8 protein-coding genes and 1 other RNA gene are annotated in these 13,025 nt (G+C 32.2%); 5 read left to right on the forward strand and 4 right to left on the reverse strand.

All coding sequences use genetic code 11. From position 1 onward, the window contains the following. The coding region (locus tag DU428_RS05780) for a DUF7507 domain-containing protein (RefSeq protein ID WP_114436822.1) at nt 1-4,676 on the reverse strand (4,676 nt) is incomplete at its 3' end. A 34-nt stretch (nt 4,677-4,710) separates the two neighbouring features. Then, nucleotides 4,711-5,205, reverse strand: a complete 495-nt coding sequence (locus DU428_RS05785; RefSeq protein ID WP_123796489.1) for a hypothetical protein — start codon at nt 5,203-5,205, stop codon at nt 4,711-4,713. 461 nt (nt 5,206-5,666) lie between these two features. Between DU428_RS05785 and DU428_RS05790 the strand changes: the two genes are divergently transcribed. The 4 genes from DU428_RS05790 (at nt 5,667) to DU428_RS05805 (ending at nt 9,966) form a co-directional block, all read left to right on the forward strand. Beyond that, nucleotides 5,667-6,155 carry a SixA phosphatase family protein gene (locus DU428_RS05790; protein ID WP_113966174.1) on the forward strand — a complete coding sequence of 163 codons (489 nt, stop codon included), beginning with the start codon at nt 5,667-5,669 and terminating at the stop codon, nt 6,153-6,155. Nucleotides 6,156-6,238: 83 nt separating this feature from the next. Further along, nucleotides 6,239-8,302 (forward strand): polyphosphate kinase 1, encoded by a 2,064-nt coding sequence (gene ppk1, locus DU428_RS05795; RefSeq protein WP_113966173.1) that lies wholly within the window; start codon nt 6,239-6,241, stop codon nt 8,300-8,302. Next, the gene (locus DU428_RS05800; RefSeq protein ID WP_113966172.1) at nt 8,303-9,208 is read left to right on the forward strand and encodes a Ppx/GppA phosphatase family protein; all 906 of its coding nucleotides are present in this window, start codon (nt 8,303-8,305) and stop codon (nt 9,206-9,208) included. It begins immediately after the preceding gene. 230 nt (nt 9,209-9,438) lie between these two features. Further along, nucleotides 9,439-9,966 (forward strand): porin family protein, encoded by a 528-nt coding sequence (locus tag DU428_RS05805; RefSeq protein ID WP_072348963.1) that lies wholly within the window; start codon nt 9,439-9,441, stop codon nt 9,964-9,966. 55 nt (nt 9,967-10,021) lie between these two features. On the opposite strand, the gene miaE is transcribed toward DU428_RS05805, so the two are convergent. Together miaE and dnaX are read right to left on the reverse strand one after the other, a co-directional pair. After that, complete coding sequence (gene miaE / locus DU428_RS05810; protein ID WP_072348965.1) at nt 10,022-10,603, reverse strand: tRNA-(ms[2]io[6]A)-hydroxylase; 582 nt, start codon at nt 10,601-10,603, stop codon at nt 10,022-10,024. 97 nt (nt 10,604-10,700) lie between these two features. Further along, entirely contained in the window at nt 10,701-12,428 is a 1,728-nt protein-coding gene (dnaX, locus tag DU428_RS05815) for a DNA polymerase III subunit gamma/tau (protein ID WP_072348967.1), read from the reverse strand. Between the two features lie 249 nt (nt 12,429-12,677). On the opposite strand from dnaX, the gene rnpB reads away from it, so the two are divergent. Further along, nucleotides 12,678-12,994, forward strand: an RNA gene (gene rnpB / locus DU428_RS05820) — RNase P RNA component class A. Nucleotides 12,995-13,025: the final 31 nt, after the last annotated feature.

Below are 13,025 nucleotides of genomic sequence, written 5' to 3' on the forward strand. Positions count from 1 at the left end.
GCATCAATCACATAAGTATCTGAAGCTTGCAGAACCGCTGAGCCATCTGGTTTATTTCCATCTGCTGTTACATTGTTAGTAATGTTTCCAGCATTTACATCCTCTTGTGTTACAGTATATGGATTCGCAGTGAATACCCAAGTTTCCGTAGGATCTAGGATGTTATTAGCATTCGTATCACCAGCAAGAGTAAGGGAAGCAGTAATATTTCCACCAAGTAAATCATCCATAATCACGATATCACTGATAGATACTTCACCAGTATTGTTTACTGTGAAAGTATACACTATTTGATCTCCTTCCGATACACAACCACTAGCATTGGAGGTAGCTGCTTTAACGATACTGATTCCGCCATCGTTACATAATGTAACATCTGGGTTTGTAGCATCAATCACATAAGTGTCTGAAGCTTGTAATACCGCTGAACCATCTGGTTTATTTCCATCTGCTGTTACATTGTTAGTAATGTTTCCAGCATTAACATCGTCTTGTGTTACAGTATATGGATCTGCAGTGAATACCCAAGTTTCTGTAGGATCTAGGATGTTATTAGCATTCGTATCTCCAGCAAGCGTTAGAGACGCAGTAATATTTCCACCAAGTAAATCATCCATAATCACGATATCACTGATAGATACTTCACCAGTATTGTTTACTGTGAAAGTATACACTATTTGATCTCCTTCCGATACACAACCACTAGCATTGGAGGTAGCTGCTTTAACGATACTGATTCCGCCATCGTTACATAATGTAACATCTGGGTTTGTAGCATCAATCACATAGGTATCTGAAGCTTGAAGAACCGCTGATCCATCTGGTTTATTACCATCTGCTGTTACATTGTTAGTAATGTTTCCAGCATTAACATCGTCTTGTGTTACAGTATATGGATCTGCAGTGAATACCCAAGTTTCTGTAGGATCTAGGATGTTATTAGCATTCGTATCTCCAGCAAGCGTTAGAGAAGCAGTAATATTTCCACCAAGTAAATCATCCATAATCACGATATCACTGATAGATACTTCACCAGTATTGTTTACTGTGAAAGTATACACTATTTGATCTCCTTCCGATACACAACCACTAGCATTGGAGGTAGCTGCTTTAACGATAGTGAAGCAAGCATCCAAAATCGTAACAGGTAAATTGAAAGTACAACCTTTTGAATCTGTAATTATTACATTGTATGTAGTATTCGATAAATTAGTAGCAGTATCAGAAGTTTCAGCAGTTGCATTATCCCATAAATAGGTATAAGGCGGTGTACCACCGGACGCTATAATTGTTGCAGTAGCAACTTCTTTACCACAAAGTGTCGTTGTTTGTGATTGTACGGAAGCGATTAATGCAGTTGGTTCGCTAATAGTAACGGAATTCGTAGTAGTACATCCATTATCATCTGTAATGGTTACATTATAGGTTCCGGCAGGAATGTTATTTAGATCTTCGGTAATTGCACCATTACTCCAATTATAAGAATAAGGAGGAGTTCCACCAGTAACGCTTAGGTTAACAGAACCTTCTGCTTGTCCGTTACAAAGAACATCTTCAGAAGTAAGAGAAGAAGCCAATGCGTCTGGTTCATTAATAGTTACGGAATTTGTAGTAGTACATCCATTATCATCTGTAACAGTTACATTATACGTTCCGGCAGGAATGTTACTTAGATCTTCGGTAGTTGCCCCATTACTCCAATTGTAAGAATAAGGAGGAGTTCCTCCAGTAACGCTTAGGTTAACAGAACCTTCTGCTTGTCCGTTACAAAGAACATCTTCAGAAGTAAGAGAAGAAGCTAATGCGTCTGGTTCGTTGATATTAACGGAATTTGTAGTAGTACATCCATTATCATCTGTAATCGTTACATTATACGTTCCGGCAGGAATGTTACTTAGATCTTCGGTAGTTTCACCATTACTCCAATTGTAAGAATAAGGAGGAGTTCCTCCAGTAACTGTTAGGTTAACAGAACCTTCTGCTTGTCCATTACAAAGAACATCTTCAGAAGTAAGAGAAGAAGCCAATGCGTCTGGTTCATTAATAGTTACGGAATTTGTAGTAGTACATCCATTATCATCTGTAACAGTTACATTATACGTTCCGGCAGGAATGTTACTTAGATCTTCGGTAGTTTCACCATTACTCCAATTATAAGAATAAGGAGCAGTTCCTCCAGTAACGCTTAGATTAACCGAACCTTCTGCTTGTCCATTACAAAGAACATCTTCAGAAGTAATAGAAGAAGCCAATGCGTCTGGTTCGTTGATAGTTATGGAAGTATTTGCATTACAAGCTGTATTATTATCAGTAACTGTAACTTCATAGGTTCCTGCAGGTAAATTATTAACATTTGGAGTATTTATATTTGGATCTAATATTCCATTATATGTCCAAGCGTATGAATAATCTCCAGAACCACCTGAAACAGTTAAAGTTATTGTTCCATCATTATTTTCATTACAAGTTTCATTAGTTGATTCTTCTGTTATTACAATATCGTTATATACTGAAACTTGAATTGGAACTTTGTTACCTACACAATTATTATCAAAACCTTCCGCAGCATAATAGGTGAATTCACCAGTAGTATTGGTTGGTGGAGTGAAGCTAGTTTGACCTACTGTACTTGGATTATTATCAGGGTAAAAATAAAGTGTGTAAAGTGGGTTTGTTGTTATTCCTGAAAGTGGTTCAGCTACTTCATCTACACAATAAGTATAGTTGTTAACTGTAGGTTCTGTAGTTATATTTACAACTTGTATGGTAAAAAGATAGATACAAGTAGTATCCCCTGGAGGAACTGCATAATATGTTTTAATTCCTGGTGTAGCAGGAAAAGGATTAGAATTTGTGTATTGAATTGTTGATGGCCCTACAGGATACTCATTGTAAAATGAGGAAGCAGGAGGGAATTGAGAAGAAACCTCTGATAAAGATATGGTTGAGCTATTAGAGTTACAGAAATAAAATCTTCTTTCGTCTGTAATATCTAAACAGTTATCTGCAATAAATTGAGCTGAATCAATATCAATAGCTATAGGCTCTACATTAGGTTCTCCTTGGCAGATACCATTTTCTTGATATCCTTGAATTAAAGGCAACGAATAATTATTACCAGAAACCACTCCTTCACCAGCAATATGTCCTCCTAAAATTACAATTCTAGGTTCACAACTTTCATTAACAAGTATAGAACAGTCTTCTGTAGATCTTAGTTCAAAAGTTATATCTGCTAATAAGGTATTTAAATCTGTGTTTAATGGTATATAATCTAGTTCCCAAACTATAGCTCCGGTGGAACCTTCATTAGGGTCGTAGTAAGGTGCTTGCTGCTGTACATTAGAGTCATATACATTATAATTAATACTTGGATTAACGTATGTAGAAGTAAAAGGAATAGGAACAACAAGTTTTGCGTTTTGAATAGCCTCTGTTCCTTTGTTTCGTATTTCAATACCATACTCAATAACATCTCCTGGTTCCACAACGATATTAGACCCAGAAGGAGGAACGCCATTAATTGTGTTAGTAGCTAGTACACCCTCTGAAACCGGTATATAGGCATCTACAGACATTGCCATATTAAATATTATATAAGTGTCTTGGTTAGATCCATATCTAAACTTAGTTTGGGTTTGACCATTAGAGATTAGTGATTTGTCTGCATTGTTTAGTTCAAACATGCTAATGTCTAAACCTGTATTATTAACTACGTTAGGATTTCTAGGATTACCACCTGTTTGAATAGAAGAGTTAAAAAAGTTATTAGTAGAATTTCCTGAATGATTTAAGGATACCCAAGCATTGTTGTTAGGGTTGGCATCATTTACGTTAGCAGATTTAATAATTTGAAAGTAATCACCTGAAATTCCTTTGTCTCCTTCACCTGCCATAAGACCTAATTTGACATTAACATCTCCAGATTGTACTGCATTGAAACCTGAAACTGGTAATTGATAATTTAAAGTAGAACTTCCTTGAACATATGCATAACCATCAAAAAGTGTTACATCTCTCCAATTCATTTTAGAGTTCTCATATACTACCACAATACCCCATCCACCGTAATATCCGGTAGTACCTCCATTTCCTTCAGATAAAGCTATATCTGCAACCCAATATTCACCAATACCATTGTTTTTTAATTGATCTGTTACTTCAACATAACCTGCATACATATTATTTGATCCAGGGAATTTAATATCATTAGAATTAGCAACATAAGTTCTGTAAGTGGCATCTTGAGGACCTTTTAATTTAACAGTTCTTTGTTGGATTGTGGTTACAGTACTAGCTGCTCTTCCTGTCCAATAAAGGCCAGCATAAATAATATTTGAACATTCAGGGCTTGCACCATTTTCATTTGAGAAAGTTAATGTAGCAGAAGACGAGTTAATTGTTGAAAAGTCACCATCTTCATCAACATATATCATTTCATTCCTACTATTGTTACTATCAACATCGTAAGTTTCCAACGTTAAGTTAGAGTTACCTATAAGTGTAAAGTCTCCTTTTATATTATAGATTTTTACATCAGGAGAATATTGTGATGAACGTTGGGTAAAAGGCTCTATTACTTGAGCAAAAGAATTGCTAGCAAACAAACAAATAAGTATAAAGATACTTATGGTGGTTTTTTTGTAGAAAATGGATTTTATAGTAAACTTTTTCATGCTGATATAAGTTTTACGTTGTTCTGGTTATTTATTATTGAGGAATATTTATGCCGAAATAATTAAGAATATTTGTTGAAGGTACATTGGTAAACATGCTTTCAACTTGTTGCTTTGTGGTTTCAATTTCACAATCAATATAGATGCATTTAAGGTTTGTGATACTTGAAAATGTTTTAGAATAATTTACTCTAGTGTTTAAATCGTTTAAACTTTTAACTTTGATAATTATCGACTCCACACTGCTTAATTCAAAGTTACTTATAGATGAAATAGAAGCAACATCCATATAAAGTCGTTTGAAGTTTGGATCTGCAAATTTTAGGTTGCCGTTTTCAATAACACCACTTTTTAAATGATCATATAGATAATACTGAAGCTCTTTATTTACATTCTTTTCGGTACTTCTTAAGGTATTGTTGTTAGTGAATAATGGCACATCATTTTCTTGTGCACTTACTTTACTTGAAAAAATAAAAATTAGTAATAGTAGGAATGAAAATTGAAGAATAGCTCTATGCTTTTTCATAATTCTTAGATTAAAGGATTTAATTAAATATGACATACTTATGTATGTGTAAAATGTTACTTGTTTTATAAATAATACTGTATAACAATATCTTAAGATATTGCTGAGGGAAGAATATTGATCTTACAATATAAAGGGGCGGTAGTTTGGGATTTTTTTCAATTTGGTCATAGGTTTTAATTAATAGCTAGGATAAATTAACAGCGATTCTTCAATCAAATCAAAAAAAAATGTTAAATAGCTTAAATATTCGTTGAGATGATTTTCAAAAACATTTCATCGAGAAAAAGGAATGATTAGCCGATAAGCTTTTTTAGATATCTTCTGTTTAGTGCTTTAATAAAACATCTTTAACAATAAAATTTAATTATATAATTGTTTGCCTTACTTTTATAGTATATAATTTGTAAAGGATAAAAGGATATGACTTTTATTTTTGATAGCTTTTTAATAAGAAGAAAATGAAAAAACTTATAATTGTTCGACATGCAAAATCTACTTGGAATGAAGGAGTTTCAGACCATGATAGAAGTTTGAAAAAGAAAGGAATTGAAGATGCTAAAATTGTTTCTGAACATTTTAAACAGTTAAACATACATCCAGATCAAGTAATTTCTAGCACAGCTAAAAGAGCTAAACTAACTGCTGAAATATTTTTTGAAAATTTAAAAATAGATACTAATAGTATTCATTTTGAAAAAAATATATACGATTTTACTGGAGATGAACTCATCGAGACAATAAAATCCACAAAAGACCATGTAGAAACCTTAATGGTTTTTGGTCATAATTATGCCATTACTAATTTTGTAAATAACTTTGGCGATAGGTTTATTGAAAATGTCCCAACAAGTGGTTTGGTAGTTATAGAATTTCATGTAGATTATTGGAAATATATTTATAAAGGTCAAACAATAAATATTATCTTTCCAAGAGATTTAAGAGAGTAAATTATATTGCTATTAAGGTAATCTAAAGCTAATTTTTATAGCATTTACTTTTATAAAATATGTTTTAAAAAGAAATAGATTTCATGACAAAATCAGATAAACAAAATAATATATATATAAATAGAGAAATAAGCTGGCTAAATTTTAACGCTAGAGTTTTGCAAGAAGCAGAAGATGAAAACGTTCCTTTAATAGAACGTTTACGTTTTTTAGGTATTTTCTCGAATAACTTAGATGAATTTTTTAAAGTACGATATGCAACAGTAAAGCGTATTGTAGAAGCTGGTAAAAGCGGAAAAAGTGAACTTGGGGGTGTACAATCTAAAGAAGTATTAGAAATAATCACTAAAATAGTAATAAAGCAACAAAGTGAAAGTTTAAAGATTTTAAGCGAGATTGAGAAAAAGCTAGAATCTGAAAATATTTTTGTTATTAACGAAACTGAAATAAACGAAAAACAACAAAAATATATCAAAAGCTACTTCATCCAAAAGGTGAGTCCGGCATTGGTTACTATTGTTTTAAATGATTCTGTAGAACTTCCAAACCTTAAAGATAGTGCAGCATATTTAGCTATAAATATGGTGATGAAAGACGGTAAAAACCAATATGCTTTAATTGAAATCTCTAAGGCTATGGATAGGTTTGTTGTGCTACCTAAAGAAGATGATAAAAATTATATCATTATGGTAGACGATTTACTTCGTTACTGTTTAGATGATATTTTCAATATTTTTGATTATAAGAGCATTACAGCACATATGATCAAAATAACTAGAGATGGAGAGTTAGATTTAGATAGCGATTTAAGTAAAAGTTTTATTGAAAAAATTTCCGATAGTGTAAAACATAGACAGATTGGTGATCCCGTAAGATTTGTTTATGATAAAACTATTGATAAGAAAACCCTTCAATATTTTATGGCTAAAATGGCTATAGAAAATACCGATAGCGTTATTCCAGGAGGAAGATATCATAACCGAAGAGATTATATGGCCTTTCCAAGTCTTGGAAGAAACGATTTACTATATAATAAAATCGAACCTTTGCCAATTAAAGGTTTGAGTCTTGAAAATAGTATCTTTAGTGAAATAGCTAAAAAAGACTATTTACTTTATGCACCATATCATACTTTCTCTTATGTAGTAAAGTTTTTACGAGAAGCAGCTCTTGACCCAACAGTAAAATCTATAAAAATTACTATTTACCGTCTAGCACAAATTTCACATGTAGCAAGTTCTTTAATTAATGCCGCTAAAAACGGAAAAAAAGTAACTGTTTCTATTGAGATTCAAGCACGTTTTGACGAGCAAGCCAATATAGATTATGCAGAACAAATGGAAAACGAAGGTGTTAATTTGTTTTTTGGCGTACAAGGCTTAAAAGTGCATAGTAAAATGTGCGTAATTGAACGCGAAGAAAAGAATAAAATTAAACGATACGGATTTGTTAGTACAGGAAATTTTAATGAGTCTACAGCAAAGATTTATACCGATTATACCTTATTTACTTCCGATCAAAAAATACTGAAAGACATAAACAAAGTGTTCAGTTTCTTTGAAACAAATTACCGTGTATTTAGATATAAACACATTATAAAATCTCCGCATTATACCAAGTCGGCATTCTTCAAATTAATTGACAAAGAAATAGCAAATGCTAAAGCTGGTAATCCAGCATATATAAGACTTAAGATGAATAGTATGTCTAGTTATAAAATGATAGACAAGCTATACGAAGCAAGTAGAGCAGGGGTTAAAATTCAATTGATTGTAAGAGGACTTTGTTGCTTGATTCCTGGTAAAAAAGGAATGAGTGAAAATATTGAAGCAATAAGTATCGTAGATAAGTTTTTAGAACATACAAGGCTTTTCATTTTCTGTAATAACAACGACCCTAAAGTATATATTTCTTCAGCCGATTGGATGACAAGAAACATAGACCATAGAGTAGAGGTGAGCTGTCCTATTTACGATGAAGATATCAAACAAGAATTAATTGATACTTTTAATATTTGTTGGAGCGATAATGTGAAGGCAAGAATTTTAAATGAAAAACAGAATAATAAATATAAACGTAATAATAAGCCAAAAGTACGCTCCCAATTTGAAACGTATAATTATTACTTAAAAAAGAACGAAGAATAGATGTTATCTATAAAAAAATATGCGGCTATTGATATTGGTTCCAATGCGGTACGACTATTAATAGCAAACATAATCGAAGAAAAAGGAAAAGAAACCCGCTTTAAAAAAAGCTCGTTAGTACGTGTCCCTATTCGTTTAGGAGGAGACGTGTTTTTGAAACAGAAAATATCCAAAGAAAACACCCAACGTATGTTGGACACCATGTTAGCTTTTAAGTTGTTAATGAAATCACATAAGGTTGAAAAGTATAAGGCCTGTGCTACTTCTGCAATGCGTGAAGCTAAAAACGGAAAAAAAGTAACGGATTTAATTCTAGAAAAAACCGATATAAAAATTGATACTATTAATGGTGAAGAAGAAGCTGCAATAATTGCTGCTACCGACTTGCATGCTTTTATAGATAAAAACAAAAATTATCTATATGTAGATGTAGGAGGAGGAAGTACCGAGTTTACGGTTATTCATAAAGGAGAAACCGTAACTTCAAAATCCTTTAAAATAGGAACCGTTAGACTTTTAAACGATATAGTTAAAAAGGAAACATGGCAGGAATTAGAAAAGTGGATTAAAGAGAATACTTCAAACTATGACAAAATAGACCTTATAGGATCTGGTGGAAATATTAATAAGATTTTTAAAATTTCTGGAAAATCTATGGGGAAACCATTAACGTATTTTTACCTAACTAGTTATTATAATACTCTACAGTCTTATTCTTACGAAGAACGTATTTCGGAACTTGATCTAAATCAAGATAGAGCAGATGTAATTATTCCGGCAACTCGAATCTATTTATCTGCTATGAAATGGAGTGGCGCAAAAGACATTTATGTTCCTAAAATAGGATTGGCAGACGGAATCATAAAAAGCATGTATTATGATACGGTTTCTAGTAATTCGCAGTAAAAAACAGCCTTTTATCTTTTAAATGTTTTATTTTAATTAATTTGATTTATATTTAATTAACTAATCATCTAAACAGAAAAGGTTTGAACTAAAGACTGTTATGAGTATAGATTTTAAACTAAAGCTCTCAAACGTTCTCTTAGGAGTTGCGTATAAAATTTAGATTATTATTCTTTAATTCCATTTAATTGTTATTTTTGTTATCTAACCATTTAATATAATCATCCATTATGAGAAAAAAATTACTTTTACTAGCATTTTTAGTTACAGGTGTTTTAGTACAAGCACAAGATGTAACTTCAGGAATTCGTGTTGGTTTAAATATTTCTAACTTAGATTTTGAACCACATCCAGAATTTGAAAATGCACATAGAAACGGATTTGCTATCGGAGCATTTGTTAATTACCCTCTTTCAGAAAAAGTTTCTTTAATGCCAGAATTAGTTTATTCTGCAGAAGGTGGGAAAGCTAAAGAATTACGAGCTAATTATATTCAACTACCTGTTACATTAAGATTTCATTTCGGAAACCTTTCAGTTGGTGTTGGTCCACAAGCAAATTTAAAAGTTTGGGAATATGAAGATGGTTATAAAAACTTAATTCTTTCGGGAGTTGGTGGATTACAATATGACATTTCAGATACATTCTTTTTAGATGCTAGATTTAACTACGGATTTACTAATATACTAGAAGATAATCCAGCTGGTATTGAAGCTAAGAACTCTACCATTCAAGTAGGATTCGGATTAAAAATCTAATTAGTTTTCTATATATAATAAAAAAGCCTTCAATAAATTTGAAGGCTTTTTTTTATTATCCGTGAATAGTTTCACTTTTGCTTAAATCTTTCATGATTTCAGCTTCATATTCTAAAAGAGCTTGCCATTTTTCATCAACTTCTTTTCTATCTCCATATTGTCTAGCAAACCCTAAAAACATTGTATAATGATTTGCTTCGCTAACCATTAGGTTTCTATAAAAAGTAGCAAGTTCTTCGTCTTGTAATTCTTCAGAAAGTAATCTAAAACGCTCACAGCTTCTAGCTTCAATTAAAGCTGCATACAGCAACCTATGAACTAATTGATTTGTTCTGCTACCTCCTTTAGGAAAGAACTTTAAAAGGGCTATTACGTATTCATCTTTTCTATCTCTACCAAGTGTCCAACCGCGTTCTAAAATTTTATCGTGTACCATTTTAAAATGGCTAATTTCTTCTTTTACAAGTGCAACCATTTCTTGAACTAGATCTGTATATTCTGGAAAACTAACTATTAAAGAAATAGCTGTACTTGTTGCTTTTTGTTCGCAAAAGGCATGGTCTGTAAGTATGTCTTCAATATTTTTTTCTACTATATTTACCCAACGCGGATCGGTTGGTAATTTTAATCCTAGCATGTTAATTTGTTTTAAAGGTTTTTCCTTGATTAAATATTTATCTGAATGGTATAAACTAAATAGCTCAATATCTCAAAGGGTAGAAGACTAGCAAGTCTTAGACATCTAGATCGAAGGTTTTTCGAAGTAATTCTATAATTGGGTTTTTCTCAGCAAGTTTTTCGAATTTATCCTGAGAACTATACACGTATTTTTTTTCTAGTTCTTCATTTATAACAATATCTAATGTGATATCGTAATTGTTTAGTTTCTTTCTTATATAACCTAACAGGTGATATTGATTACGTTCCACTTCCACTTTATTCGTTTCATTAGGGTAAACAACATTTATAGTGGTTCCAGAAACTTTAGGGGTGTCTATAGATAAAATGGAAGCTAAATTATGCCTTCCGTTTTTCTCTAATTTTTTTACATAAGCATTCCAAGTTTCAACAAGAGCTTCTTCTGTAAAAGGATCTTTAGGTAAATCTTCCTCATCATGAACTACTTCCATTTGCTTGATAAGGTGCTCTTTTTTTAATCGAATACTTTTTAAAGAAAGTGCTGATGTCGATTTTTTCTTTGCATTTAAATCAAGCTTAGGTGTTTCTACCTTTTTAGTTTCTGTTTTAACAGATTGCGAAGGCGTTACCTTAGTTACTGAAACTTCTTCTTTTTTAGAAACTGTTTGAGGAGCAATCTTCGGTTTTGTTACAGAAACAGGTTTGATTCCTAGTTTTGCAAAGTAGGAAGGTGGAATTATGTAGTTTTTGCTATTTTTTTTTTCTCCATCAAAAGTGATAGAGGCAAGCTGCATTAGAGTTAGTTCAACGAGTAACCGCTGATTTTTACTGCTTTTGTATTTTAAATCGCATTCATTTGCTAAGTCAATTCCTTTTATTAAAAAGTCTTGCGAAGCTTTTTTACACTGAATTTGATATTTTTCTTTGGTTTGTTCACCAACTTCTAAAAGTTCTAAAGTTTGCGGATTCTTACAAACTAATAAATCTCTAAAGTGGCTAGCAAGTCCAGCAATATAGTGGTGACCGTCAAAACCTTTAGATAAGGTATTATTGAATTGCATTAACAATTCCGGAATTTTATTCTCTAATATTAAATCGGTACTTGTGAAATAGGTTTCGTAATCTAGAACATTTAAATTCTCTGTTACTGCTTGACGTGTTAGGTTTTTTCCTGAAAAACTTACCACACGATCAAATATAGAAAGCGCATCACGCATTGCACCATCAGACTTTTGAGCTATAATATGAAGTGCATCGTCTTCGGCTTCAATACCTTGTTCTTGTGCAATGTATTTTAAATATTCCTTCGCGTCTTTTACGGTAATTCGTTTAAAATCGAATATCTGACATCTAGAAAGAATAGTAGGTATGATCTTATGTTTTTCAGTAGTTGCAAGAATAAATATACAGTGTTTTGGCGGCTCTTCCAATGTCTTTAAAAAAGCATTAAATGCTGCTTGAGAAAGCATGTGAACCTCGTCAATAATATAGACTTTATATTTACCAACTTGCGGCGGTATTCTTACTTGATCGGTTAGGTTTCTAATATCATCAACCGAGTTATTAGAAGCGGCATCTAATTCAAAAACATTAAATGCAAAATCCTCGTCTTCTTTTTCTGTACCATCACTATTAATCATTTTAGCAAGAATACGTGCACATGTTGTTTTACCAACTCCACGAGGTCCTGTAAATAGAAGTGCTTGCGCTAAGTGATTGTTTTCAATAGCATTTAATAAAGTATTTGTAATAGCAGATTGACCAACAACATCTTTGAATGTTTGTGGTCTATATTTCCTTGCCGATACTACAAAATGTTCCAATCTTTCTGAATTTATTTAAGCAATAAAATTACTACTTTTTGCTGAAGAAACAAAGTTAAAAATAAGCTTTGAAATACATAAGTTTCTAATCTAAATTTAATAGGAGTTATTAACAAAACAAGGTATGTCTTTCAGAAATTATCTCCGATTAATCAAGTTCTATAGTTATTTATAAATATCTTGGATTTCCTCTTAATTTAAGCTGTTTGTTTTAGATATTTCTAGAAATAGTTTTAATAACTTTGCAGGCAAGTAGATTGCCTTATCGCTGTTTCGATTTATCGAGATGGAGGAAAGTCCGAACACCGTAGTGTAATCATAGTGGTTAACGACCACCAGTCGTGAGGCTAGGAAAAGTGCAACAGAAAGTATGTACAGGTAATGCTGTAGTGAAACCGGGTAAACTCTATGTGGTGCAATGTCATGTAAACTAGTGTTTGAGCGTGCACGCGCGATGCTAGAGGGTAGACAGCTAAAGTTTATTAGTAATAATAAACGCAGATAAATGATAAGGGGCATTTTTTTAGAAAAATGTACAGAATTCGGCTTATAAATTTACTTGATTAAACAAGCCCTTTGCTAAATGCAAAGGGCTTT

This window comes from Oceanihabitans sediminis (genome assembly GCF_003337215.1).
GTDB lineage: Bacteria > Bacteroidota > Bacteroidia > Flavobacteriales > Flavobacteriaceae > Oceanihabitans > Oceanihabitans sediminis.

Coding starts and splice junctions, on each gene's coding strand:
- DU428_RS05800 (WP_113966172.1), top strand. CDS start 8,303: ATGTTATCTATAAAAAAATATGCGGCTATTGATATTGGTTCCAATGCG.
- miaE (WP_072348965.1), bottom strand. CDS start 10,603: ATGCTAGGATTAAAATTACCAACCGATCCGCGTTGGGTAAATATAGTA.
- DU428_RS05805 (WP_072348963.1), top strand. CDS start 9,439: ATGAGAAAAAAATTACTTTTACTAGCATTTTTAGTTACAGGTGTTTTA.
- DU428_RS05790 (WP_113966174.1), top strand. CDS start 5,667: ATGAAAAAACTTATAATTGTTCGACATGCAAAATCTACTTGGAATGAA.
- ppk1 (WP_113966173.1), top strand. CDS start 6,239: ATGACAAAATCAGATAAACAAAATAATATATATATAAATAGAGAAATA.
- DU428_RS05785 (WP_123796489.1), bottom strand. CDS start 5,205: ATGAAAAAGCATAGAGCTATTCTTCAATTTTCATTCCTACTATTACTA.